Genomic DNA, 22,822 nt, shown 5'->3' with positions numbered 1-22,822 from the left:
AGGGGTAGGATGTTCAAATCTCTTTATAGTTGACGTCGCAGCAGCTAGCCTTCTTGCCAAGCGCCGATCAGAGCGCAGCAGCAGACAGGCAAGACAGATGCCCCGATACCAGTATGCGCGCGCGAGCTGTCTCGCGCTTTGCGCAGCGCTCGCATTGAGCGGTTGCAAGAGTGACGAAGACAAGGCCGAGGCCCATTACCAATCGGCCCAGACGCTTCTGGCCGAAGGCGATCCGGTCCGCGCGATGGTCGAGCTGCGCAATGTCTTCGAATATGACGGCACGCATAAGGCCGCGCGGCGCGCCTATGCCGATCTGCTGCTGGCGCAGGGACGGCTGCAGGAAGCCTTCAGCCAGTATCTGCGCCTTCTCGAACAATATCCAGAGACCGTCGACGTCCATCGCATCCTTGCGGAGCTGTCGCTGCGCACAGGCAACCTGCCCCGCGCGCAGGAAGAGGTGGACGCGGTCAAGGAACTCGCGCCCGACGATCCCGGCGCGCAGGCGGTGCAGCTTGCGCTCGACCTGCGGGACGCCAGCCTGTCGCGCGATACCGCGCGCCGCTCCGAGATCGCAGCGACGGCCGAAGCACTGACCGAAGCGCGTCCGGAGATCCTGACCGGCTGGCACGTACTGATCGACGCGCGAAACGCGGAAGGCGATGACACGGCGACGCTTACAGCCCTCGATGCCGCGCTGACCCGCGACCCGGCGCAATACCGTTTGCAGGTCCTTAAGCTGGAGCTGATCTCGAAACACGGCTCAAGCGCCGAGATCGGCGCGCAGCTCGAAGCGATGCAGAGGCTGTTCCCCGAGGATACGAAGACCCGCACCGCGCTGATCGCATGGTATGTGCTGCGCGACGATCCGGCGGGGGCCGCGCGCTTCCTGCACAAGCTCGCGACCGATCGCGACCGGCAGACGAGCGGCTATCTGGAACTGGTGCGCTTTCTGGCCCGCGCAAAAGGGGCCGACGCTGCGCGGGCGGAACTCGACTCTTTGATCGCGCAGTCGCAGGGCGAGCCGAACGAGGCGATCTTCACCGCGATGCGCGCCGATCTGGATTTTCAGGCGGGTGACCGGGCAGCGGCGCTTGCGCGGATGCAGGCACTTATCACCCGCCATCCCGACAGCGAGGAGATGCGTCAGGTCCGCACCGCTTACGCCCGGATGCTCGACCACGACGGGCAACGCGAAAAGGCGAAGGCCGAGATTGCGGCCATCCTGAAGACCGACCCGACGAACGTTCCTGCCCTGCAACAGCGCGCGACTTGGCGGATCGAGGAAGATCGCACCGATCTCGCGATCACCGATCTGCGCAGCGCCTTACAACAGTCCCCCGACAACCCGCAGACTCTGACCCTGCTGGGCGAGACCTATCTGCGCGACGGCGCCCCCGATCTCGCGCTGGGGCAGTTCAGCCAAGCCTATGACGCGGCGGGCCGCGCCGCGCCGGAGGCGATCCGCTATGTCGATTTCCTCTTCGCGCACGACCGCGCCGGTGCCGCGCGGACGGTTCTGGCCGAGGCCGTGGAGGTCACTCCGAACAGCCCGGGCCTGCTCAAGCGACAGGCCGATCTGGCGCTGGCCGATCACGACTGGGCACTCGCCCATCGCAGTGCCGACCGGCTCGCCGCGCTTTCCGCGCCGGGCACCGAGGGGTTGGCCCAGTCGATCCGTGCCGCGATCCTCCTCGGGCGCGGGCGAAGCGAGAGCGCGATAGAGACGTTGAAAACTCTGGTGCAGGCGTCCGGCCCCGGCGACGAGGGCGTCACCACGGCCACGGCAGTCTCCGCAGCGGCGGTCTCGGCGGTGGTGCAGGCGCAACTGGCCTCCGGACGTGGGGCCGAGGCCCGCGCCTATCTCGACGCTCAACTGGAGCAACAGCCCGGTAATCGCGGCTTGCGCCTGCTGGCGGCCAATCTCTCCGCGATCCGGGGCGACACCGATCAGGCGGAGGCGGCGCTGCGCACACTGATGCATGAAGCCCCCGTCGATCCGCGTCCCGCGCGCCAGCTCTATCGCCTGCTTGCGTCCCAAGGGCGCGAAGGCGACGCGCTTGCGGTGATCCAGACCGCTCTGGAGAAGGCTCCGCAGGCCGATCCGGTGCTACTGCTCTACCGGGCGCGGTCGGAAGAGAAATCGGGCCGGTTCGACGCGGCGATCGCGACCTATGACGATCTCTACACGCGCGACAGCAGCGACCTGATTGTCGCCAATAACCTTGCTAGCCTGCTGAGCAGCCATCGCGACGACCGGCCCAGCCTCGAGCGCGCGGCCCGGATCGCGAAACGCTTCCGCGAGCGACCTGAACCTGCCTTCAAGGACACCTATGGCTGGACAGAATACCGGCTGGGAAATTACGGCGCCGCGCGCCCCCTTCTTGCCGCTGCCGCGGCCGGGCTGCCGGAGAACGCGCTGGCGCAATATCACTACGCTGCCGTGCTGATAGCGCTGGAAGAGACCGACCTCGCCGAGGCCGCCTTGCGCGATGCGCTGCGCTTGGCCGGCGCGCCACTGCCGCCCGCCATGCAAGGCGCGCAGGAGCAGCTTGCGGCGCTGACCGGGACCGCGCGGGCGGGCTCGTCGGGCAACACCCCGCGCCGGGCCCCGGACCAGCGCTGATTTTGTCTTTGGATCAAAGCTCTCGCAGGGTAAGCTCATGTGAAAGCGCCGCGTCAGACGGCCTATGAGCGAGCAGTCGAGATGATCACTACGAGCCCCCCTCTGCGCGAGGTGCGTGCCCTGCCATGGGGCACGCTCGGCCTGCTGACGCTGGCCGTCCTTTCCTATCCGTTCTTCGCATTGGGGCTGGCCAGCCTCGGGGCTGCGTGGTCCACGCCGGAATACAGCCACGGGCCGCTGATCCCGCTGATTTCGCTCTATCTTTTCGCGCGCGAATTGCACCACGCGCCGCTGCAACTGGACGCCCGCCCGCAGCGCTGGCAAGGCGTCACGGTGATCGCAGTGGCGCTCTCCCTCGCTGTCTTCGGCGCGCGCGCGCAGATCACCGACCTCGTGACCTATGCGCTGATTATCTGGACGATGGGCGTGGTGCTGCTGAGCATGGGCTGGCAGGCGGGCAAGCGCCATTGGAAGCCGGTGCTGCATCTGATCTTCATGCTGCCGCTGCCGCAGATTCTCTACTGGAAACTCACCATCGCCCTCCAGCTCGTCTCGTCCGAGCTGGGTGTGATGCTGGTGCGCGCCGCTGACATTCCAGTGCATCTGAGCGGCAACGTCATCGACCTCGGCGTCTACAAGCTGCAGGTGGCCGATGCCTGTTCGGGGCTGCGCTATCTCTTCCCGATCCTCAGCTTTTCCTACCTGTTCGGAATTCTCTATCGCGGGCCGTTCTGGCATAAGGCGGTGCTCTTCGCGATGGCCGCGCCGCTAACGGTGCTTCTGAATTCGCTGCGCATCGGTATGGTCGCGATCCTCGTCGACGCTTACGGCATCGAGCAGGCCGAGGGCTTTCTGCATGTCTTCGAGGGTTGGGTGATCTTCGGCGCGGCGATAGCGATCCTCAGCCTCACCGCGATCGGGCTGCAGCGGCTCGTGGCCGAGCCGAAACCGCTCTCCGAGGCGCTCGATCTGGACTATCGCCGCTTTGCGCCTGAGGCACGCCGCTTGCGCAATCTCGCACCGTCGCGCGATCTGGGGTTGGCGGTCATCCTCACGGGGGTCGCGCTGGTGCTCTGGTCGGGCCTGCCGCAAATGACGACGCTCCCGCCGGAGCGCGCACCCCTGTCGTCCTTCCCGACGCAGATCGACAGCTGGCAGGGCACGCGCCGCCCGCTGGAGCCTGCGACCGAGCAAGTCCTAGCGGCGAGCGATTATCTCAACGCCGTCTATGCCGATCCCGCTCAGAACGCGCCGGTGAACCTGTTCGTCGCCTGGTATGCCGATCAGAGCCAAGGCGACGGCATCCACTCGCCCGAGGTGTGCCTGCCCGTCGGTGGCTGGGAGGTCAGCGCCTTCCGCCCGCATCGCATCGCCCTGCCCCATCGCGCCCCCTTCGAGGTCAACCGCGCGATCATCACCAAGGGGCTCAACAGGCAACTGGTGTATTACTGGTTCGACGGACGTGGCCGCGCGATGACGAGTGACTGGCGCGCGAAGCTGTCGGTGATCGCGGATGGTCTCACGCGCGGACGAACCGATGGCGCGCTGGTACGCTATGTCACGCCGATCCGCCGCGACGAGGATATCCGCGCGGCCGACCGGCGCCTTACACGTTTCATCGGGCAGTCCCTGCCCAGGCTGAGCGCCTCTATTCCGGAGTGACGGGCCTACGAGCCCAGCGCGACGGTCCCGCCCCAGCAGCCCGGGATCGGGTTACGGGTGTCGAAGACGAGCGGACATGTTTCCACGGCTTTGATCGCGCGGTCCACGCGCGAATCTGCCATCGCAGGCGTCAGCCCGATCGCGAGCGCATGGGCCACCGGATCGTAAAGCGAGCGGCCCGTCTGACCGGGCATCGAACTCGGGGTGGTTTCGCGCAGATCACCCGCGAAAGAAGAGCTGGCCACACCGGTCACAACCAGTGCGGCAAACGCCACCGCCGATGTCCTCCAATGCGCCATACAGGATCCAAGCCGAATGCCGAATGAAACAGCGCGAACCGCAACGCTGCTCGCCCCTTGAGTTTGTGGCGCAATTGGGGCCGCGCGCAACTGGAATCTTGGCGAAAATCAAGCGAAAGTAACGATTTAGGAGAAACAGTTTAGCCTGATCTCAGGCTTTATTTCTCCATCTTGGAGAATATCCGATCATAGGCCGCAAGGAGCTGTCGCGCCGAGAAATCCCAGGACAGCGCATCGAGCACCCGCGCACGGCCCAGCCGACCCATCGAACGCGCGCGTTCGGGCGCCTCGATCAGCGCCGCGATCCGGGCAGCGAAGTCCTTCGGATCATTGGCACGTGCATAAAGCGCGGCCTCCCCCGCAGAGGCCCGCCCTTCGGTCAGGTCGAACTGCACCAAAGGCTTCTCGAGCGTCATGTATTCCATGACCTTGTTCATGGTGGAAATGTCGTTCATCGCGTTTTTCGGATCGGGCGCGACGCCGATATCGATCGCATTCATCGCCGCGAGCATCTCTTCGCCGTAAAGCGGGCCGGTGAAGGTGAAATAATCGCTCAGACCCCGCGCCGCGACGTCGGCCTCCACGTTAGGCAGTTCGGGGCCGAAGCCCACGATCACCACATGCAGATCGATATGGCCGAGCTTGCGCACCAGATGCTCCACCGCCTGAACCAGAAGGTCCATCCCCTCCTGCTGGCCTATCACGCCGATATAGCCGAGCACGGTCTTCGCGCCCCTGCGGTAGGCGGGATCGCCGGGTCCGGGCAGGAAGGTCTCGACACGAGGGGCGGAGCGGACGACGAAGACGTCCTCGGGGGCCATGCCACCTCGGGTGATCGCGATCTTGCGGAAGCTCTCATTCGTGGCCATCGACACCGAGGCGCTGGCGAAGGTGATCCGCTCCCAGATGCGCATCACGGCCCACAGGAGCCCCTTCTTGCCAAACTTGGCCTCGAACAGCTCAGGGCAGACGTCGTGATGGTCGAACATGTGGCGCACGCCCGACAGCCGGTAGCGCCACGCCAGAAGCCAGATCAGGTCGGGCGGGTTGCAGCCTTGGATCACGTCGAAGCCGCGCTCGCGCTTCACCTGTTTCGCCAGCCGGAACCACGCCTTGATCGCGTGCCAGTATTCCCGCGCATAGGCGACCGCGCCGGAATGGGCTTCGGGTGGTGCGGGATGGCGGTAGATATGGATGCCCTCGATCTCTTCATAAGCCGCGTCCCAGCCGCGCCCCATCGGACAGATCACCGAGACCTCGTAGCCCGCGGCGCGCAATGTCGTGGCCTCCAGCCAGACCCTGCGATCCAGCGGCACCGGCAGGTTCTCCACCACGATCAGAATGCGTCTCGCCATGCCGCTTAAGACCCGCCGTTGCCACGGGGGCGGTTTGCCGCCCATTTTTATGTGAGCCCCTTTCGCTCACGTCTTGCGACGGTTATGTCCCAGCCACGCGTTGGTTTCCACCCCGCATAACTCCGGATTTCCCCATATGTTGCGCTCTCTACTCTCCCGTCTCAAACCAGAGACCGCTCCCTCCTCGGCACCCAATGGCCTGCCCCGTCCGGAGGCGCCGATCTGCGTGATCGGGGACCTTCACGGCCGCGCAGATCTCTTGGCCAAGATGTTCGAGCGGATCGGGCAGGAACCGGAAGGCGCAAAGGCCCGGATCATCACGCTCGGCGACATGATCGACCGCGGCCCGAATTCGGCGCGGGTGCTCGCGACGCTGCACGCGGCGCAGCTTGCCAACCCCTCGCGGATGATCTGTCTGATGGGCAATCACGAGCGGATGATGCTCGATTTCCTGCTCGCGCCCGACGCACGCACGGCCGGTTGGCTGCGCGTCGGTGGGGCGCAGACGCTGCAAAGCTATGGCATCGCGCCGCCCGATCCCAACGAGACCGACCTCGAGGTGCTCGACGCGGTGCGGATGGATCTCGCGCGTGCGCTGGGGCCCGATCTGCTGGCCTGGCTCGATGCGCGGCCCGCGATGTGGCGCGAGGGGCGGTTCGCCGCGACCCATGCCGGGGCCGATCCCTATCACCCGATGGAACGCCAAAGCCGCGATGCGCTGCTCTGGGGCCATCCCCGTTTCGGACAGATGACCCGGCGCGACGGGGTCTGGATCGCATTCGGCCATTGGGTCGTCGATCAACCCATGGCCGATCAGGGCCGCATCGCGGTCGATACCGGCGCCTATGAAACCGGGCTCCTGAGCGCGGCATGGCTCGACAAGGGCGGGCTGCGCTTCCTGCAAGTCGCGAATTGAACCAAGACGGGCGCCCCGATGGGAGCGCCCGTTGGCAGGTTACAAGCCGTCTCTCTCTCGCAACCGGTGTCGGAATTACTTTCCCGTCTGGCGCAGCACCACGGCGACGGTCATCAGGCAGAGCCACAGATCGGTCAGCAGCGACAGTTTCGCGTAGTAGCGTTCGTCGAAGCGCACACGGTCCACGAAGGCGGTGGTCGAACGCCCGGCGACCTGCCACAGCCCGGTGATGCCGGGGCGCATCTTGTAATAGGCCCGGCCCATGGCGCCTTTGTAGCTAGCCTCCTGATCGAGCATGAAGGGGCGCGGCCCCACGAGGCTCATCGAACCGAAGAGCACGTTGAAGAACTGCGGCAGCTCGTCGAGGCTGGTGCGGCGCAGGAAGCGGCCGATACGCGTGATCCGCGGATCGTCGTCGAGCTTCTGGTTCACCGACCATTCCAGCGCGAGCGCCGGGTTTTCGTTGCACATACGCACAAGCTGCGCCTCGGCATCGACATGCATGGTGCGCAGCTTGTAGCAGCGGAACCGCTTGCCGCCCTGCCCGACGCGTATCTGCGAATAGAAGGCGGGACCGCCATCGGCGCGCACTGCGAGCGCCAGAAGCGCGATCAGCGGCAGCAGAACCGGAAGGATCGCGACCACGGCGAGAATGTCGAACAGGCGCTTTCCCATGCCTTCGTAGCGCAGAATACGCGCTCCTGTCCGGGTCGCGCCCGTCGCATTTGCCAGTTCGAAGTTGGTCGAGAGATCCGACATTTTCTTCCCTATTGACTGCCTCAAAGTGCGAACCTTCGAGCCCGCTTTTCTTTAACCCTGTTTTTACCTTTGATTCGTCCATAATTGTGACGAAAGCCGCCAATTGTTGCGGCTCCGGCCCATAAACGGATCTCGACAAAAAATCACAAGTCGTTGATCACCGTTTTTTATCTTGTTGTTTTATATGTTACATTTCTTCCTAACTGCGGTAATCCGCAGCCTCGCCGCACTCGCGCATAAGGCGAATGGCGCTACGCTGCCCTTAGGTAACCTTTGGTTAAAGACTTATAAAACCGGACGCCTGCGTCGCCCCGCCGCCATGGCGGAATTTTCGCCCCCTCTTGATCGCGCGGCACAACTGCCCATATCGGCTGGGAAGATGTTATGGAGATTAACATGACCCGAGACGATGCCCGCGCGCTCTATATCGAGCAGCGCGTCGCGAATGAGAAGAAGTCGGCCCTGCTGGGCTATGTGCTGTGGTTCATGCTGCCCATGCTTGGCGTGCACCGGATGTATATGGGGCGCGTCTTCTCGGGCGTGGTGATGCTGGCGCTGACCGGGATCGGCACGCTTCTGTCGCCCATCCTGATCGGCTTCATCCCGCTCGGCCTTGCAGGCCTGTGGTGGCTGATCGACGCGCTGCTGATCCCCGGCATGGTCTCGCAGGATATGGCAGAGACGCGCTGGCGGCTGATGCAGGAAGCTTAATCTGCTTGCCGGATCGGGTGTTCGGCCAACGCCTGCGCCTGATCCGGGCTCAGGCTTTCCGGTCGCACGACCTGCGTGTGGATCGAGAAGACCACGGCATTTGTGCGCGGCAGCCGGAACAGGCATTGCCGCTCCACCCTAATATAAGGGGCGTCGGCGGGCGCGTGGGCGAATTCGTATTCCGAGCGTGGATCATGCAGATGTGCCGCCGAGCGCGAGGCGGTCCCGCGCATCAGCCCCCTGCCCTCACGCACGCCATCGAGCAAGCGCTGCACCCGTTTGCCGAGATCATCGGTGTAGATCTCGATCGGTTCGTGAATGCGCATCATCGGGCGCATGAATTTCTCGCGCAGCGTCCAGCCCGACGGGAAACACAGCACACCGCCGGTCAGCACATGCTCGGTATGGCCGAACGCGTCGGGGTCGGCTTCCATCAGGCATAGATCGCATTGCAGCAGCCGCCCGAGCGTGGCGAGCGGGTCCGTGCGATCCAGCGCAACTGTCGCCCCATCGGGCCGCGTGACCGTCTCCGCACTGCAGGCAAATCCCAGCGCCGGAAGCATCGGCAGGATCAGATCGTAGAGCTCTTCCGCCGCAGGTCGTCCGTGCTCCGACAGGCCCAGCACCAGATCGCGCGCCTCCCCGATCAGCCGGTCGCGCAGGCCCATCTGGGCGGCGTAGGCATCATCGACCTCCAGCCAGTCCTCATATGTCACCGGGATCACACCTGGCAGCCGCCGCGTGCGCGGATCGGCCCAAGGCGCGAAGCTCAGGCGGTTTTGCAGGATCGGTGTGGCGACAAGGTCTTTCATCCCCGCAGATTGCCGCGCGCCGCGGCCCACGACAAGAGGCCCTCGTCAGGGCGGCCCGGCGCCGCGCACATAGTCCGAGATCATCTGGTAATCCTTGCGCGGCCCCTGCACCCGCCAGATCGCCCGCCATGCGGGCCAGGCCTCGAAATCGTAGCTGACGCGGTAGTCATCGGGATCGCACCAATGGCTTGCGGTGGGCTTCAGCGGATCGAAGCTATGGAAAGGCCGCCCATCCTCGAACGCGACCGCGATCTGCCCCGCCTCCAGCCGCCAGAAATAGCTGCGCTCGGCATGAAAGCTCTGGCCGCCCGGCATCATCAACTCGCCGCTCTCGCGATAATGCAGCCCGACCCCTTCGGGCGTGAAACTGGCGCGGCCCTCGAACCGGGCCTCGGTGCCATCCGCATGCAGAATACGGCGCATCAGCACCCAGTCCCCCTCGAAATCCGACAGCTGCGGCATTGGCTCTCCCTTGCCCCAAAGGCAGGTGCAGTCTAACAAGCGCGCAACCACACGCAATCAAGAGGCCGCCGATGATCCCGCGTTATGCCCGCAAAGAGATGGTCGACATCTGGGAACCCGCCACCAAGTTCAAGATCTGGTACGAGATCGAGGCGCATGCCTGCGACGCTCAGGCCGAGCTGGGCGTGATCCCGAAAGAGAATGCCGAGGCCGTCTGGAAGGCCAAGGATGTCGAATTCGACGTCGACCGCATCGACGAGATCGAAGCCGTCACCAAGCATGACGTGATCGCTTTCCTCACCCATCTGGCCGAGCACGTGGGCAGCGACGAAGCGCGCTTCGTCCACCAGGGCATGACCTCGTCCGATGTGCTCGACACCTGCCTCAACGTGCAGCTGGTACGCGCCGCCGATATCCTGCTGGCCGATCTCGACAAGGTTCTGGCGGCGCTGAAGAAGCGCGCCTACGAGCACAAGGACACGGTTCGCGTGGGCCGCTCGCACGGCATCCATGCGGAGCCCACCACGATGGGCCTGACCTTCGCGCGCTTCTACGCAGAGATGGACCGCAACAAGGCGCGCCTCGCGGCCGCCCGCGAAGAAGTCGCCACCGGCGCGATCTCGGGCGCTGTCGGCACCTTCGCCAATATCGACCCGCGCGTCGAAGAACATGTCTGCAAGATGCTGGGTCTGCGCCCCGAGCCGATCTCGACGCAGGTGATCCCGCGCGACCGTCACGCGATGTTCTTCGCGACGCTGGGCGTCATCGCCTCGTCGATCGAGAACGTCGCGATCGAAATCCGCCACATGCAGCGCACCGAAGTGCTCGAAGGCGCGGAATTCTTCTCGATGGGCCAGAAGGGCTCTTCGGCGATGCCGCACAAGAAGAACCCGGTCCTGACCGAGAACCTCACCGGCCTCGCCCGCCTCGTGCGGATGACCGTGATCCCGGCGATGGAGAACGTGGCGCTTTGGCACGAGCGTGACATCTCGCACAGCTCGGTCGAGCGCGGGATCGCCCCCGACGCCACCGTGACGTTGGACTTCGCGCTGAACCGTCTCGCCGGTGTCGTCGACAAGATGATTATCTACCCCGAGAACATGCTGGAGAACATGAACAAGTTCCCCGGCCTCGTGATGAGCCAGCGCGTCCTGCTGGCGCTGACCCAGGCTGGCGTATCGCGCGAAGACGCCTATGCGATGGTGCAGCGCAATGCGCTGAAGGTCTGGGAAGACCGCGTCGATTTCCGCGAGCAGCTGCTGGCCGACAAGGACGTCGTGGCCGCGCTCGGCGTGGACGGCATCAACGAAAAATTCGACATGGGCTACCATACCAAGCATGTCGACACGATTTTTGCCCGCGTTTTCGGCGAATAATCGAGACCCAAGCCCGTTTCGCGCCGCCTATGTCGACAGACTATAGGCGGCGCGCATGATTCGGGCTTACCCTAGGGCATCTGGCAAAGGGAGATTGCAGATGATCCGAACCATCCTTGCAGCCACCGTGCTGATCTTCGCACCGCTCGTGGCTTCCGCCGAATGCTACGGCGATCATCAGGCCTCCATGTCCTGCCCGCAGGGCAAGGTCTGGGATAAGGACGCGAATGCCTGCGTCCTGCAATCCAGCTGACCGCTGAGACGGTAAGTCCGTCTTAACGTCCTCCGTGCAAAGCTGACCGCGAAACCGCATTGGCCGCCCGCGCGGCCGATGCCCAGCACGGAGGTTCTCGCGGTGAATGCGATCGCGCCCATGGCGCTCGGCCATATGCCCGGGTCCGACTCGGCTGGCGACAAAGCTGCCCGCCCCGGGCCGCTGTCGCGGCGCCAGAAAGCTGCGATCATCGTGCGGCTGCTCGCCTCCGAAGGGCTGAAACTTCCGCTGACGGAGTTGAGCGACGATCAACAGACCGAATTGACCGAGACCGTGGCGCAGTTGCGCCTCGTCGATCACGACACCGTCGTCAGCGTGGTCGAGGAGTTCTGCGAAGAACTGGAGGCGGTCGGCCTCGCCTTCCCCGGTGGGCTGGAAGGGGCGCTGTCGCTGCTCGATGGGCAGCTTTCGCCCTCAGCCTCGAACCGACTGCGCCGACTGGCCCTCGGCTCCTCCCGGGGCGACCCGTGGCAGCGGATCGCGGGCCTCTCGGCAGAGGTACTTCTACCCGTGCTGGAAGGCGAAAGCGTCGAGGTGGGCGCCGTGATGCTGTCGAAGCTCTCGGTCGCGAAATCGGCGGAGCTGCTTGGTCTCCTGCCGGGAGAGAAGGCGCGCCGGATCGCCTATGCCGTCTCGCTGACCGGGAATGTCGCGCCGGAAACGGTGCTGCGCATCGGGCAGGCGCTTGCCGCGCAACTCGATGCCGCCCCACCGAAAGCCTTCGATTCCGGTCCTGTGGAAAGGGTCGGCGCGATCCTGAACTACTCCGCATCTGCGACCCGCGACGCGGTGCTCAAGGGGCTCGAGGAGGAGGACAAGACATTCGCCGACGAGGTGAAGAAGGCAATCTTCACCTTTGCCAACATCCCCGCCCGCATCGACGCGCGCGATATCCCGAAAGTGCTCCGAGTCGTCGATCAGGCGCAACTGACCGTCGCACTTGCCGGGGCGACCGGGTCGCTTAAACCCTCGGCAGAGTTCATTCTCACGAACATGTCCCAGCGCATGGCGCAATCGCTGCGCGACGAAATGGCGAATCTCGGCAAGGTGAAGGAGAAAGACACCGAAGAGGCGATGAGCGCGGTCGTCGCCGCCATTCGGGAGATGGAAGCGGCGGGCGAGATATTCCTCGTCGCGGAGGATGAGGATTGAACGAAAGATTCTGTCGCAGAGGCCCGTCTGGCGAAGCCCTTCACCTCAAAGTCCCGCCCTGCCCCGCAATGTTATCGCAAACACCGCGTGTTTACGCTAACATACTGTTTCAAAACCTTTTCTCACTCTGCATGCAATGGTATCCAGCGCCGAAATCACGCGCTTCGGAGAGATCATCATGACCGTCACCATCGGCATCAACGGCTTCGGCCGCATCGGGCGCTGCACGCTCGCGCATATCGCGGAAGCCGCACGCAACGACGTGCAGGTCGTCAAGATCAACGCCACCGGCCCGATCGAGACCAACGCGCATCTCCTGAAATACGACTCCGTCCACGGCCGGTTCGGCGGACAGGTGAAAGTCGCGGGCAACACGCTCGACCTCGGGCGCGGCCCGATCGACGTGATGTCGACCTATGATCCGGAAGAACTCGACTGGGACGGCGTCGATGTCGTCCTCGAATGCACCGGCAAGTTCAACGCCCGCGACAAGGCCGCAGTCCACCTGGGTCGCGGCGCGAAGCGGGTGCTGGTCTCCGCGCCCGCGACCGATGCCGACAAGACCGTCGTCTACGGCGTCAACCATCGCGAATTGACTCAGGCGCATCACGTCGTTTCGAACGGGTCGTGCACCACGAACTGCCTCGCCCCGCTCGCCAAGGTGCTCAACGACGCGATCGGCATCGAATCGGGCGTGATGACGACGATCCACTCCTATACCGGCGATCAACCCACGCTCGACCGCCGCCACAAGGATCTCTACCGCGCCCGCGCCGCCGCGATGGCGATGATCCCGACCTCGACCGGCGCTGCCAAAGCCTTGGGAGAAGTGCTGCCCGAACTGAAGGGCCGACTCGACGGCACAGCGCTGCGCGTTCCGACCCCCAATGTTTCCGCAGTCGATCTGACCTTCGAGGCCCGCAAGTCCGTGACCCGCGAGGAGGTGAACGAGATCGTCCGCGAAGCCGCCGCCGGCTACATGGGCATGGTGCTGGGCTACGACCCCGAGCCGAAAGTCTCGATCGACTTCAACCACACGCAGCAATCCTCTATCTTCGCGCCGGACCAGACCAAGGTCGTGGGCAAGCTTGTCCGCGTCCTTGCTTGGTACGATAACGAGTGGGGGTTCTCCTGCCGGATGGCCGATGTGGCCGGGGCGATGGGGCGACTTGTGCATTGACGCGCCGGGCAAGGGCGCGCGAAGGGAATAGATGACCAATCGGATCGCGCTCTGGCTTGGGGGCCTCCTCATATTTCTCATTCTGGCGGATGTATTGGCCGATGACGGCCGGATCCTGCTCTTTCTGGCGAAAAAAATCGTCGATCTCGTTCAATATGTCGCGTTCTGGCGCTAGCTTCAGGGTGTAACCCCGTTGACCTTTGGCGCTGAACGCGCTTGTTAGCGTTAACGGAAGACCTGCCCGTGCAACTCCCTGCCGGGCAGCCAGCCAGAGGAGACGGATATGACGGTTAAAGTTGCCATCAACGGGTTCGGTCGCATCGGCCGCAACGTGCTGCGCGGGATCATCGAGTCGGGTCGCACCGATATCGAGGTGATCGCGATCAACGATCTCGGCCCGGTCGAGACGAACGCGCATCTGCTGCAATTCGACTCCGTGCACGGCAAATTCCCCCAGGAAGTCACGACCGGCGAAGACTGGATCGATGCCGGCCGCGGCAAGATCAAGGTCACCGCGATCCGCGACCCGAAAGAACTGCCCTGGGGCGATGTCGATGTCGCGCTGGAATGCACCGGCATCTTCACCGCGCGCGAAAAGGCAGCCTTCCACCTCGAGAACGGCTCGAAGCGGGTTCTGGTCTCGGCCCCGGCCAGCGGCGCTGACAAGACGATCGTCTTCGGTGTCAACGACGGCGCGCTGACCGCGAACGACCTCGTGGTCTCGAACGCGTCCTGCACCACGAACTGCCTCTCGCCGGTCGCGAAAGTCCTGAACGATGCGATCGGGATCGAGAAGGGCTTCATGACCACGATCCACAGCTACACCGGCGACCAGCCGACGCTGGACACGATGCACAAGGATCTCTACCGCGCCCGTGCCGCGGCACTGTCGATGATCCCGACCTCGACCGGCGCGGCCAAGGCCGTGGGCCTCGTGCTGCCGGAGCTCAACGGCAAGCTCGACGGCGTCGCGATCCGCGTGCCGACGCCGAATGTCTCGGTCGTCGATCTGGTCTTCGAGGCCGCAAAAGACACCAGCGTCGAAGAGATCAATAACGCGATCCGCGCCGCCGCGGACGGCCAGTTGAAGGGAATCCTCGGCTATACCGAGAAGCCCAACGTCTCGAGCGACTTCAACCACGACTCGCATTCGTCGATCTTCCATATGGACCAGACGAAGGTGATGGAGGGCCGCATGGTCCGCATCCTGAGCTGGTACGACAACGAATGGGGCTTCTCCAACCGCATGGCTGATACCGCCGTCGCGATGGGCAAGCTGATCTGACGTGAGCGGGGTGCTGCCCCGGCAAGGCGAAGATGACGAAGGGCGGTCCAAGTTGGGCCGCCCTTTTCGCGTTCACTTCTCACACACGGCTCACGGAGGGCGCACGGCCCCTCTCGGGCGCGCCGTGAGCCTTGATGTGTGGTGATAGAACCCTTTGAAATCGGGGACGTTTCAGGGTCATGGAGCGCGCCGCCCGGCGGCTCCGCCTTAGCTGAACCCCATCACGAAAGGGAATATCCCATGGAACGCAGCAAGAAATTCCTCGCCCTCGCCCTCTCCTCCGCGCTGATCGCGGGTCCCGCAGGCTTCGAGATGGCCTCCGCGGCCACGACGAATTCCAACAGCAATTCCGGGGGGAGCGCGATCCAGAGCAGCCAGAGCCAAAGCAATGACGCGGTTTCGCAGACCACGGCGAGTTCTACCGACAAGGAATTGCTGACCACGGTCGACGACGCCTACACCGCGATGCGCGAAGTACGCGCCGCGCGGCTGGCGATCTTCGACGGCAATACCGACATGGCGACGAAGATGACCAAGGACGCCACTGCGAAAATGCAGGCCGCCGAGAAAGCCGAGAGCCAATGGGGCGTGCCCTCGAAGGCTGGCACGAAAGGCGTGACCTACCTGCCCTTCGACAGCTCCATCGCGCTTGGCGAGAGCTTCACCGTGACGCCGGAGAACCAGAAGGCAGTCGGCAAGGCCAATCAGCAGATGGCGAAAGGCAATGCGAAGGCGGCGGCCAAGACGCTGAAGGATAACGATATCGATGTGTCGATCTCGGCGGCGTTGGTGCCCGCGAAGTCTTCGCTCACCCATCTGCAGGATGCGTCCAAGCTGATCAAATCGGGCAATTACTACGAGGCGAACCTCGCGCTGAAAGGCGTCGAGGATTCCGTCGTGATCGATCAATGGGGGCTCGACAACCTGCCGCAGCAGGCGGGCAACGCCGCCAAAGCCTCGGCGAATGCGAGCGGCAGCACCCAGATGCAGCAGAAATCGCAGCAATCCGGCAAGTCAGCCTCGAAAGGCTGATCAGCGGTTGGCGTAAGCCTTGATCAAGGCATCGCGCACGGCGGGGGTGACGAATTTCGAAACATCCCCGTCGAGCCGCGCAATTTCCTTCACCAGTTTCGAAGCAATCGCCTGCCGCCGCGCATCGGCCATCAGGAACACCGTCTCGACCGAGGAATCGAGCGCGCGGTTCATTCCGACCATCTGGAACTCGTATTCGAAATCGGCCACCGCACGCAGCCCGCGCACGATCACGGACGCACCGACATCCTTGGCGCAATCGATCAGCAGGTTTTCGAAAGGATGCACGACGATTTCGCCGCCGCGGCGGTCGGTGATCTTGGCGCATTCTTCCTGGAGCATGGCGACGCGTTCCTCGAGCGGGAAAAGCGGCCCCTTGTCACGGTTGATCGCGACCCCGATCACGAGCCGATCCACCAGAGCCATCGCGCGCTCGATAATATCGAGGTGACCCAGCGTGACCGGATCGAAAGTTCCGGGGTAAAGACCGATCCGCATGGCATCCTCCCTCGTCGCCCGCCAAAAAGCTCAGCGCACGCAACTATATTGCGCAATCAAATGCAAGCGGGAAGGTGCTGCAATGCGGCATCAGTTGCCCATGATCATGCCCTGAAGCGACTCTTTCTCCATGTGAAGCTCGTTCAGGCGCGCCTTGACCACGTCGCCGATCGAGATCACACCGACCATCTTGCCATTTTCGCGCACCGGCATGTGGCGGAAACGGCCCTCGGTCATCAGGCTCATCACCTCTTCAGTGCTGTCCATCGGGGCGCAGTGCTTGACGTCACGGGTCATGACATCCGCGGCCGTCATCACCAGACACTCCGCACCGCGCTTGGCGATCTCGCGCACGACATCGCGCTCCGAGACGATCCCGTCCACGGTTTCACCATCCTGCGAGACGATCACCGCACCGATGCGTTTCGAGGCCAGCTTGGCGATTACCTCGCTCAGCTTCATGTCCGGGGCGACGGTAAAAATTTCCATCTCGCCCTTGTTCTTGAGAATCTGCATCACCTGCATCGACGTCTCCCTGAAAAGGTCGTGTAGACTCGAGCGTCCCACTGCTTTCATAGATTTGTCAACGGCTTTGCGGTTCACGGGGCCAACAGTTATATTTCAACCGCAGCGTGTTCGAGCCGTGCGACCTCGTCGCGAAGCCCCTGCCCCAGCGCCTCCGCGAAGCGCGTCAATCGCTCGGAACGGCGATCGTCGGCGTGGCGGATCAACCAAAAGGCGCGGTTGAGCCGGATCTCGCCACCCAGCACCCGCTGCACCCCGGGGGCGAAGGGAAGCGCGAAATCATGCACGATCCCCACACCCGCACCTGCCTCGATCATCCGCGTCTGCACCGCCGCCGAGTTCGAGGCGAGCCCCATCACCTCTGCCTCGGTCTCGGCGAAATAGTCGAGTTCCTTGTCGAAGATCATGTCGGGGATGTAGCCGATCATCCGGTGATGACGGAGATCCTCCTTGCAGGTAATTGGCGGCGCTTTCGCGAGATAGTCGCGATGGGCGGCGAGGCTGAGATGATAATCGCTCAATTTTTGCACGGTCAGACGGCCCGCCGTCGGGCGCGACACCGCGATCGCCATATCCGCCTCACGCTTCGAGAGGTTGAAGACGCGCGGCAGGGCGACGACCTGAATCTCCAGCCCCGGATTTTCTTCGGCGATCTTCGCGCAGACCTGCGGCAGAAGGTAATTCGCGCAGCCATCGGGCGCGCCGATCCTCAGCTGGCCGGTCAACTGGCCCGCGATCCCGGACATTTCCTCGTCCGCGCCCGCAAAGACCTGCTCCGCCGCTTCGGCATGCGGCAGGAGCCGATCCCCGGACTCGGAAAGCGCATAGCCCTGCGGCGATTTCACGAAAAGCTTCGCGCCCATCCCCTCTTCGAGCCGCGCGATCCGACGCCCCACGGTGGCCGCGTCCAGCTTCAATCGCCGCCCCGCACCCGACAGGCTCTCGGCCCGCGCGACGGCAAGGAAAATCCGCAGATCGTCCCAATCCATACCACGCCCTTCTTTGCAAAAACGCAAAACGCTTTTGAGCTACTTCCTCTTTTATGCTCATTTTCGCAAGGCTAGAGTGCGCTCAAGCCAAGATTATCTGTAGGAGGAGCGTCTCATGGAAGAAATCGGTCACTGGATCAACGGCAAGCGCGTTGCGGGCACTTCGGGCCGCTTCGGCGAAGTCTTCAACCCCGCTACCGGCGAGCAGATCGCCAAGGTCGCACTGGCCACCCCGGCCGAGCTCGACGCAGCGATCGCGGACGCCGCGAAAGCGCAGCTGGAGTGGCAGAAGGTCAACCCGCAGCGCCGCGCCCGCGTGATGATGAAATTCGGTCAGCTGATCGAACGCGACATGGACAAGCTCGCCGAGGCTCTGTCGAAAGAGCACGGCAAGACCATCCCCGACGCTAAGGGCGACGTGCAGCGTGGCCTCGAAGTGATCGAGGTCTGCATGGGCGCGCCGGCGATGCTCAAGGGCGAATACACGGGCGACGCGGGCCCCGGTATCGACCTCTACTCGATGCGTCAGCCGCTGGGCGTCGTGGCCGGTATCACGCCGTTCAACTTCCCCGCCATGATCCCGCTCTGGAAGATGGGCCCGGCGCTGTCGGCCGGTAACGCGATGATCCTCAAGCCGTCCGAGCGCGTGCCGACCACGGCGATCATGCTCGCTGAACTGGCGCAGGAAGCCGGTCTTCCCGATGGCGTGCTGCAAGTCGTCAACGGCGACAAGGAAGCTGTGGACACGATCCTCGATCACGAGACGATCCAGGGCGTTGGCTTCGTGGGCTCGACCCCGATCGCGCAATACATCTACGGTCGCGCCGCCACCAACGGCAAGCGCGCGCAGTGCTTCGGCGGTGCGAAGAACCACATGATCATCATGCCCGATGCGGACATGGACAAGGCCGCCGACGCGCTGATCGGCGCGGGCTACGGCGCCGCTGGCGAGCGCTGCATGGCGATTTCGGTTGCGGTTCCGGTGGGTGACGGCACGGCGGATGCGCTGGTCGAGCGTCTCGTGCCGAAAATCGAGAAGCTGAAAGTCGGCCCCTATACCGGCGGCGACGACGTGGACTACGGTCCGGTCATCACCAAGCAGGCGCAGGAGCGGATCAAGTCGCTCATCAATTCGGGTGTCGAGCAGGGTGCGAACCTCGTGGTCGATGGCCGCGACTTCTCGCTGCAGGGTTATGAGGACGGCTTCTTCGTCGGCCCGTCGCTCTTCGACAACGTCACCCCCGACATGGACATCTACAAAGAGGAAATCTTTGGCCCGGTCCTTTCGATGGTGCGCACGAAGTCCTATGACGAGGCGCTCGATCTGGTGGTCGACAACCCCTATGGCAACGGCACCGCGATCTACACCGCCGATGGCGACGTGGCTCGCGACTTCGCGGCGAACGTCAATGTCGGCATGGTCGGCATCAACTTCCCGATCCCGGTTCCGCTGAGCTACTACACCTTCGGCGGCTGGAAGAAGTCGGCCTTCGGCGACCTCAACCAGTACGGCCCGGACGCCTTCCGCTTCTACACCAAGACCAAGACCGTCACGGCGCGCTGGTTCTCGGGCATCAAGGACGAAGGCGCAGCGCTCAACTTCAAAGCGCTCGACTGATCTTGAGACGGGCGGTTTGCGAACCGCCCTCCCCCACACATAGGAAAACGCCCCGCCGATCGGCGGGGCGTTTTTCATCGGCCTTATCGACGCGGCTCAGTCGATATCCCAATCATCCTCATGCGAGACCCCGCCCAACGCCAGCCAGTCGGCACGCACACGTGCCACGCGGCTGTCCCCCCAGGTGCGAAAGACGATCACGAAGCCCTCGGGCGTGACGCCGTCGCTCGAGATATCCATCCGCGAATTGTGCTTGCTGTCCACGTCCCACATCGACAGGGAGACCTGCACCATCGGGGTCGCGCGGAACGGCTCGGGGAAGGCGACCTTCTTGCGCAACTCGCGCGGGCCCTCGCCCGTCCACATGGCGCCGCCATCCTGAAAATCGGAGAACAGCACGAGCGAGCCGCGTTGCATTCCCAGACGGTGGCTTTCGATCGTGATCATCGCGAGAGGGCCTTTTCCTTTCAACCTGAGGCAGAGCTTACCCGAACTGCAGGCAATAAAAAGCCCCGGGAAAACCGGGGCTTTCTAAATCTTATCGCGAAAGCTCTCAGCCCAGCATATGCGAGCCGAGGGCCTCCATGTCGGCCAGAAGCTTCGCGGTCATGTCGGCCACCGAAGGATGCGCCTCGTCATGGATGCGACGGGCTTCCTCGATGAGGCGCTCGTGCACTTCCTTGGTGAACTCTTCCGCAGGCAGCGAACGTTCGGCCAGAACCGTGATCCCCTCTGGGGTGATCTCGGCGAAGCCACCCGTCACCGCGTAGCTCTGGGTTGCCGACCGCGTCACCATGGTCAGCTTTCCCGGACGCAGCGTGGTCAGCATCGGGGCGTGGCCCGGCATGACCGTGAGGTCACCATCCGCGCCGGGCACCATGACCTCGACCGCCGCCTCTTCCGAGGCCAGCTTGCGCTCGGGCGCAACGAGATCGAATTGCATCGTGTCGGCCATAATGCCTCCTTACGCCGCAGCGGCGAGTTTCTCGGCTTTCGCTTTCACGTCCTCGATGCCGCCAACCATGTAGAAGGCCGCTTCGGGCAGGTGATCGTATTCGCCTGCAACAACCGCCTTGAACGACGCGATGGTGTCTTCGAGCGGAACCTGAACGCCGTCCGAACCGGTGAACACTTTCGCAACGTCGAAGGGCTGCGAGAGGAAACGCTGGATCTTACGGGCACGTGCCACGGTCAGCTTATCCTCTTCGGACAGTTCGTCCATGCCGAGGATGGCGATGATGTCCTGCAGAGCCTTGTAGCGCTGAAGGATCTCCTGCACCTGACGCGCGACCTTGTAGTGCTCTTCGCCGACGATGCCCGGATCGAGGATACGCGAGGACGAGTCCAGCGGGTCCACGGCCGGGTAGATGCCGAGTTCCGAGATCGCACGCGACAGAACGGTCGTCGCGTCAAGGTGGGCGAAGGTGGTCGCCGGCGCCGGGTCGGTAAGGTCGTCAGCCGGAACGTAGACGGCCTGGATCGAGGTGATCGAGCCGGCTTTGGTCGAGGTGATGCGTTCCTGCATCGCGCCCATGTCGGTGGCCAGCGTCGGCTGGTAGCCCACTGCCGAGGGGATGCGGCCCAGAAGTGCCGACACCTCGGAACCCGCCTGCGTGAAGCGGAAGATGTTGTCCACGAAGAACAGAACGTCGGTGCCCGACTGGTCGCGGAACTGCTCTGCCAGGGTCAGACCGGTCAGAGCGACGCGCGCACGCGCACCCGGAGGCTCGTTCATCTGGCCGTAGACCAGTGCCACCTGCGAGCTCGACAGATCGTCGGGCTTGATGACGTTGGATTCGATCATCTCGTGATAGAGGTCGTTTCCTTCACGGGTCCGCTCGCCCACACCAGCGAACACGGAGTAACCCGAGTGCACCTTCGCGATGTTGTTGATCAGCTCCATGATCAGAACGGTCTTGCCGACGCCAGCGCCGCCGAACAGGCCGATCTTACCGCCCTTGGAGTAGGGCGCGAGCAGGTCGATGACTTTGATGCCGGTCACGAGAATTTCCGAGGACGTCGCCTGAGCTTCGAAGTTCGGCGCGGGCTGGTGGATGGCACGGGTTTCTTCCGCTTCCACGGGACCCTTCTCGTCCACGGGCTCACCGATCACGTTCAGGATGCGGCCGAGCGTGGCGTTGCCGACCGGCACCGAGATCGGCTTGCCGGTGTTCTTCACTTCGGCGCCGCGCACGAGACCTTCGGTCGCGTCCATCGCGATGGTGCGCACCGAGTTTTCGCCGAGGTGCTGAGCCACTTCGAGAACGAGGCGCTTGCCGTTGTTCTCGGTTTCCAGCGCGTTGAGGATCGCAGGCAGCTCGCCGTCGAACTGCACGTCGACGACGGCGCCGATGACCTGGGTCACTTTACCATTGCTTGCCATGTCTGTTTTTCTCCGGTTCCGTCAGAGCGCCTCGGCGCCCGAAATGATTTCGATGAGTTCCTTGGTGATCGCGGCCTGGCGCGTGCGGTTGTATTCGATCGTCAGCTTGTCGATCATTTCGCCCGCATTGCGCGTCGCAGCGTCCATCGCGGACATCCGCGCACCTTGTTCCGAGGCACCGTTCTCCAGCAGAGCCGTGAAGATCTGCGTCGCGACCCCACGCGGCAGCAGGTCGGTGAGGATCTGCGTCTCGCTGGGTTCGTAGTCGTAATTCACGCTCGGCGTTTCTTCGCCCTCTTCCGGTTCGTAGGAAGCGGGGATGATCTGCTTCGCGGTCGGGCGCTGCGCGATCACGCTCTCGAAGAGCGAGAAGAAGATCGTCGCAACGTCGAACTCGCCCTTGTCGAAGCGGCCGATCAGGTCGCGGGCGATCTTCTGCGCGTCGTCATAGCTCAGGCGCTTGACGTCGCTCAGATCGACATGGCCGATGAAGTACTGACCGTATTCACGGCGCAGCGCATCGCGGCCTTTCTTGCCGACGGTGATGATCTTCACCTCTTTGCCCTCGGCCAGCAGCTTGTCAGCCGTCTGGCGCGCGAGCTTCGCAATATTGGCGTTGAAGCCACCGCACAGGCCGCGTTCGGCGGTCATGACCACCAGAAGCTGCACCCGGTCCGAACCGGTCCCCGAGAGCAGGCGCGGCGCATTGTCCGATCCCTGCACCGAGGCCGCGAGCCCGGCCATCACGGAGTGCATCCGCTCGGCATAGGGGCGCGCAGCCTCCGCCGCCTCTTGGGCGCGGCGGAGTTTCGCGGCGGCGACCATTTGCATCGCCTTGGTGATCTTCCGCGTGTTCTTGACGCTTCCGATCCGGTTTTTGAGGTCCTTAAGGCTGGGCATGTCCCTGTCCT

Annotated in this window: 24 protein-coding genes; 12 read left to right on the top strand and 12 right to left on the bottom strand. The window is 63.8% G+C overall.

Annotated features, from left to right (window positions below):
• Nucleotides 1-97 precede the first annotated feature (97 nt).
• Entirely contained in the window at nucleotides 98-2,623 is a 2,526-nt protein-coding gene (locus BMG03_RS08485) for a tetratricopeptide repeat protein (RefSeq protein ID WP_075774520.1), read from the top strand.
• 81 nt (nucleotides 2,624-2,704) lie between these two features.
• Entirely contained in the window at nucleotides 2,705-4,285 is a 1,581-nt protein-coding gene (gene xrtD / locus BMG03_RS08480) for a VPLPA-CTERM-specific exosortase XrtD (RefSeq protein WP_075774519.1), read from the top strand.
• Nucleotides 4,286-4,290: 5 nt separating this feature from the next.
• Here the strand turns inward: xrtD and BMG03_RS08475 are convergent, their stop codons facing one another.
• Both BMG03_RS08475 and BMG03_RS08470 read right to left on the bottom strand, forming a co-directional pair.
• On the bottom strand, nucleotides 4,291-4,560 hold the full coding sequence (locus tag BMG03_RS08475; protein ID WP_075774518.1) for a hypothetical protein: 270 nt from the start codon (nucleotides 4,558-4,560) through the stop codon (nucleotides 4,291-4,293).
• 182 nt (nucleotides 4,561-4,742) lie between these two features.
• Complete coding sequence (locus BMG03_RS08470; RefSeq protein ID WP_075774517.1) at nucleotides 4,743-5,939, bottom strand: glycosyltransferase family 4 protein; 1,197 nt, start codon at nucleotides 5,937-5,939, stop codon at nucleotides 4,743-4,745.
• Between the two features lie 136 nt (nucleotides 5,940-6,075).
• On the opposite strand from BMG03_RS08470, the gene BMG03_RS08465 reads away from it, so the two are divergent.
• A complete protein-coding gene (locus tag BMG03_RS08465) occupies nucleotides 6,076-6,855 on the top strand; it encodes a metallophosphoesterase family protein (RefSeq protein WP_075774516.1) in 780 nt (259 codons plus the stop codon).
• A 75-nt stretch (nucleotides 6,856-6,930) separates the two neighbouring features.
• Here BMG03_RS08465 and BMG03_RS08460 read toward each other — a convergent pair whose 3' ends face one another.
• Nucleotides 6,931-7,614 carry a sugar transferase gene (locus tag BMG03_RS08460; RefSeq protein ID WP_077701185.1) on the bottom strand — a complete coding sequence of 228 codons (684 nt, stop codon included), beginning with the start codon at nucleotides 7,612-7,614 and terminating at the stop codon, nucleotides 6,931-6,933.
• Between the two features lie 396 nt (nucleotides 7,615-8,010).
• Here BMG03_RS08460 and BMG03_RS08455 point away from each other — a divergent pair, with 396 nt between their 5' ends.
• On the top strand, nucleotides 8,011-8,325 hold the full coding sequence (locus BMG03_RS08455; protein WP_075774515.1) for a TM2 domain-containing protein: 315 nt from the start codon (nucleotides 8,011-8,013) through the stop codon (nucleotides 8,323-8,325).
• Here BMG03_RS08455 and BMG03_RS08450 read toward each other — a convergent pair.
• Together BMG03_RS08450 and BMG03_RS08445 are read right to left on the bottom strand one after the other, a co-directional pair.
• Nucleotides 8,322-9,137, bottom strand: coding sequence for a heme-dependent oxidative N-demethylase family protein (locus tag BMG03_RS08450; RefSeq protein WP_075774733.1), 816 nt, complete (start codon nucleotides 9,135-9,137; stop codon nucleotides 8,322-8,324). The two genes, BMG03_RS08455 and BMG03_RS08450, sit on opposite strands and share 4 nt — an antisense overlap.
• A 45-nt stretch (nucleotides 9,138-9,182) precedes the next feature.
• Nucleotides 9,183-9,599, bottom strand: a complete 417-nt coding sequence (locus BMG03_RS08445; protein ID WP_075774514.1) for a DUF6314 family protein — start codon at nucleotides 9,597-9,599, stop codon at nucleotides 9,183-9,185.
• 71 nt (nucleotides 9,600-9,670) lie between these two features.
• Here BMG03_RS08445 and purB point away from each other — a divergent pair, with 71 nt between their 5' ends.
• The 7 genes from purB (at nucleotide 9,671) to BMG03_RS08420 (ending at nucleotide 15,898) form a co-directional block, all read left to right on the top strand.
• Nucleotides 9,671-10,975 carry an adenylosuccinate lyase gene (purB, locus tag BMG03_RS08440; protein WP_075774513.1) on the top strand — a complete coding sequence of 435 codons (1,305 nt, stop codon included), beginning with the start codon at nucleotides 9,671-9,673 and terminating at the stop codon, nucleotides 10,973-10,975.
• A 100-nt stretch (nucleotides 10,976-11,075) separates the two neighbouring features.
• Nucleotides 11,076-11,228 carry a hypothetical protein gene (locus BMG03_RS20705; RefSeq protein WP_157771572.1) on the top strand — a complete coding sequence of 51 codons (153 nt, stop codon included), beginning with the start codon at nucleotides 11,076-11,078 and terminating at the stop codon, nucleotides 11,226-11,228.
• A 135-nt stretch (nucleotides 11,229-11,363) separates the two neighbouring features.
• The gene (locus tag BMG03_RS08435) at nucleotides 11,364-12,401 is read left to right on the top strand and encodes a flagellar motor switch protein FliG (RefSeq protein WP_075774732.1); all 1,038 of its coding nucleotides are present in this window, start codon (nucleotides 11,364-11,366) and stop codon (nucleotides 12,399-12,401) included.
• A gap of 178 nt (nucleotides 12,402-12,579) precedes the next feature.
• Nucleotides 12,580-13,581 (top strand): type I glyceraldehyde-3-phosphate dehydrogenase, encoded by a 1,002-nt coding sequence (gene gap, locus BMG03_RS08430; RefSeq protein WP_075774731.1) that lies wholly within the window; start codon nucleotides 12,580-12,582, stop codon nucleotides 13,579-13,581.
• Between the two features lie 31 nt (nucleotides 13,582-13,612).
• On the top strand, nucleotides 13,613-13,756 hold the full coding sequence (locus BMG03_RS20870) for a hypothetical protein (RefSeq protein ID WP_088718884.1): 144 nt from the start codon (nucleotides 13,613-13,615) through the stop codon (nucleotides 13,754-13,756).
• A 108-nt stretch (nucleotides 13,757-13,864) separates the two neighbouring features.
• Nucleotides 13,865-14,866, top strand: coding sequence for a type I glyceraldehyde-3-phosphate dehydrogenase (gene gap / locus BMG03_RS08425; RefSeq protein WP_075774512.1), 1,002 nt, complete (start codon nucleotides 13,865-13,867; stop codon nucleotides 14,864-14,866).
• Between the two features lie 240 nt (nucleotides 14,867-15,106).
• The gene (locus BMG03_RS08420) at nucleotides 15,107-15,898 is read left to right on the top strand and encodes a YfdX family protein (RefSeq protein ID WP_075774511.1); all 792 of its coding nucleotides are present in this window, start codon (nucleotides 15,107-15,109) and stop codon (nucleotides 15,896-15,898) included.
• Here BMG03_RS08420 and coaD read toward each other — a convergent pair whose 3' ends face one another.
• The 3 genes from coaD to BMG03_RS08405 all read right to left on the bottom strand — a co-directional run bounded on the left by coaD (nucleotide 15,899) and on the right by BMG03_RS08405 (nucleotide 17,910).
• On the bottom strand, nucleotides 15,899-16,396 hold the full coding sequence (coaD, locus tag BMG03_RS08415; RefSeq protein ID WP_075774510.1) for a pantetheine-phosphate adenylyltransferase: 498 nt from the start codon (nucleotides 16,394-16,396) through the stop codon (nucleotides 15,899-15,901). It lies immediately after the preceding gene.
• Nucleotides 16,397-16,486: 90 nt separating this feature from the next.
• Nucleotides 16,487-16,921 carry a CBS domain-containing protein gene (locus BMG03_RS08410; protein WP_075774509.1) on the bottom strand — a complete coding sequence of 145 codons (435 nt, stop codon included), beginning with the start codon at nucleotides 16,919-16,921 and terminating at the stop codon, nucleotides 16,487-16,489.
• Between the two features lie 89 nt (nucleotides 16,922-17,010).
• Entirely contained in the window at nucleotides 17,011-17,910 is a 900-nt protein-coding gene (locus tag BMG03_RS08405; protein WP_075774508.1) for a LysR family transcriptional regulator, read from the bottom strand.
• A gap of 115 nt (nucleotides 17,911-18,025) precedes the next feature.
• Between BMG03_RS08405 and BMG03_RS08400 the strand changes: the two genes are divergently transcribed.
• The gene (locus tag BMG03_RS08400; protein ID WP_075774507.1) at nucleotides 18,026-19,528 is read left to right on the top strand and encodes a CoA-acylating methylmalonate-semialdehyde dehydrogenase; all 1,503 of its coding nucleotides are present in this window, start codon (nucleotides 18,026-18,028) and stop codon (nucleotides 19,526-19,528) included.
• Nucleotides 19,529-19,624: 96 nt separating this feature from the next.
• Here the strand turns inward: BMG03_RS08400 and BMG03_RS08395 are convergent, their stop codons facing one another.
• The 4 genes from BMG03_RS08395 to BMG03_RS08380 all read right to left on the bottom strand — a co-directional run bounded on the left by BMG03_RS08395 (nucleotide 19,625) and on the right by BMG03_RS08380 (nucleotide 22,811).
• Nucleotides 19,625-19,975, bottom strand: a complete 351-nt coding sequence (locus tag BMG03_RS08395; RefSeq protein ID WP_075774506.1) for an H-type lectin domain-containing protein — start codon at nucleotides 19,973-19,975, stop codon at nucleotides 19,625-19,627.
• Nucleotides 19,976-20,081: 106 nt separating this feature from the next.
• Complete coding sequence (locus BMG03_RS08390; protein ID WP_075774505.1) at nucleotides 20,082-20,483, bottom strand: F0F1 ATP synthase subunit epsilon; 402 nt, start codon at nucleotides 20,481-20,483, stop codon at nucleotides 20,082-20,084.
• Nucleotides 20,484-20,492: 9 nt separating this feature from the next.
• On the bottom strand, nucleotides 20,493-21,911 hold the full coding sequence (gene atpD, locus BMG03_RS08385; protein WP_075774504.1) for a F0F1 ATP synthase subunit beta: 1,419 nt from the start codon (nucleotides 21,909-21,911) through the stop codon (nucleotides 20,493-20,495).
• Between the two features lie 21 nt (nucleotides 21,912-21,932).
• Nucleotides 21,933-22,811 carry a F0F1 ATP synthase subunit gamma gene (locus BMG03_RS08380; protein ID WP_075774503.1) on the bottom strand — a complete coding sequence of 293 codons (879 nt, stop codon included), beginning with the start codon at nucleotides 22,809-22,811 and terminating at the stop codon, nucleotides 21,933-21,935.
• Nucleotides 22,812-22,822 lie beyond the last annotated feature (11 nt).

It is taken from the genome of Thioclava nitratireducens (genome assembly GCF_001940525.2).
In the GTDB taxonomy this organism is placed as follows: domain Bacteria; phylum Pseudomonadota; class Alphaproteobacteria; order Rhodobacterales; family Rhodobacteraceae; genus Thioclava; species Thioclava nitratireducens.
Note: the sequence above shows the minus strand (reverse complement) of the source record. Positions and strands in the feature narration are given on the sequence as shown.

What these genes read in the sequence shown, in the direction of transcription:
- BMG03_RS08485 (WP_075774520.1), top strand. Translation starts at nt 98, where the DNA reads ATGCCCCGATACCAGTATGCGCGCGCGAGCTGTCTCGCGCTTTGCGCA.
- xrtD (WP_075774519.1), top strand. Translation starts at nt 2,705, where the DNA reads ATGATCACTACGAGCCCCCCTCTGCGCGAGGTGCGTGCCCTGCCATGG.
- BMG03_RS08470 (WP_075774517.1), bottom strand. Translation starts at nt 5,939, where the DNA reads ATGGCGAGACGCATTCTGATCGTGGTGGAGAACCTGCCGGTGCCGCTG.
- BMG03_RS08465 (WP_075774516.1), top strand. Translation starts at nt 6,076, where the DNA reads ATGTTGCGCTCTCTACTCTCCCGTCTCAAACCAGAGACCGCTCCCTCC.
- BMG03_RS08460 (WP_077701185.1), bottom strand. Translation starts at nt 7,614, where the DNA reads ATGTCGGATCTCTCGACCAACTTCGAACTGGCAAATGCGACGGGCGCG.
- BMG03_RS08455 (WP_075774515.1), top strand. Translation starts at nt 8,011, where the DNA reads ATGACCCGAGACGATGCCCGCGCGCTCTATATCGAGCAGCGCGTCGCG.
- BMG03_RS08450 (WP_075774733.1), bottom strand. Translation starts at nt 9,137, where the DNA reads ATGAAAGACCTTGTCGCCACACCGATCCTGCAAAACCGCCTGAGCTTC.
- BMG03_RS08445 (WP_075774514.1), bottom strand. Translation starts at nt 9,599, where the DNA reads ATGCCGCAGCTGTCGGATTTCGAGGGGGACTGGGTGCTGATGCGCCGT.
- purB (WP_075774513.1), top strand. Translation starts at nt 9,671, where the DNA reads ATGATCCCGCGTTATGCCCGCAAAGAGATGGTCGACATCTGGGAACCC.
- BMG03_RS20705 (WP_157771572.1), top strand. Translation starts at nt 11,076, where the DNA reads ATGATCCGAACCATCCTTGCAGCCACCGTGCTGATCTTCGCACCGCTC.
- BMG03_RS08435 (WP_075774732.1), top strand. Translation starts at nt 11,364, where the DNA reads ATGCCCGGGTCCGACTCGGCTGGCGACAAAGCTGCCCGCCCCGGGCCG.
- gap (WP_075774731.1), top strand. Translation starts at nt 12,580, where the DNA reads ATGACCGTCACCATCGGCATCAACGGCTTCGGCCGCATCGGGCGCTGC.
- BMG03_RS20870 (WP_088718884.1), top strand. Translation starts at nt 13,613, where the DNA reads ATGACCAATCGGATCGCGCTCTGGCTTGGGGGCCTCCTCATATTTCTC.
- gap (WP_075774512.1), top strand. Translation starts at nt 13,865, where the DNA reads ATGACGGTTAAAGTTGCCATCAACGGGTTCGGTCGCATCGGCCGCAAC.
- BMG03_RS08420 (WP_075774511.1), top strand. Translation starts at nt 15,107, where the DNA reads ATGGAACGCAGCAAGAAATTCCTCGCCCTCGCCCTCTCCTCCGCGCTG.
- coaD (WP_075774510.1), bottom strand. Translation starts at nt 16,396, where the DNA reads ATGCGGATCGGTCTTTACCCCGGAACTTTCGATCCGGTCACGCTGGGT.
- BMG03_RS08410 (WP_075774509.1), bottom strand. Translation starts at nt 16,921, where the DNA reads ATGCAGGTGATGCAGATTCTCAAGAACAAGGGCGAGATGGAAATTTTT.
- BMG03_RS08405 (WP_075774508.1), bottom strand. Translation starts at nt 17,910, where the DNA reads ATGGATTGGGACGATCTGCGGATTTTCCTTGCCGTCGCGCGGGCCGAG.
- BMG03_RS08400 (WP_075774507.1), top strand. Translation starts at nt 18,026, where the DNA reads ATGGAAGAAATCGGTCACTGGATCAACGGCAAGCGCGTTGCGGGCACT.
- BMG03_RS08395 (WP_075774506.1), bottom strand. Translation starts at nt 19,975, where the DNA reads ATGATCACGATCGAAAGCCACCGTCTGGGAATGCAACGCGGCTCGCTC.
- BMG03_RS08390 (WP_075774505.1), bottom strand. Translation starts at nt 20,483, where the DNA reads ATGGCCGACACGATGCAATTCGATCTCGTTGCGCCCGAGCGCAAGCTG.
- atpD (WP_075774504.1), bottom strand. Translation starts at nt 21,911, where the DNA reads ATGGCAAGCAATGGTAAAGTGACCCAGGTCATCGGCGCCGTCGTCGAC.
- BMG03_RS08380 (WP_075774503.1), bottom strand. Translation starts at nt 22,811, where the DNA reads ATGCCCAGCCTTAAGGACCTCAAAAACCGGATCGGAAGCGTCAAGAAC.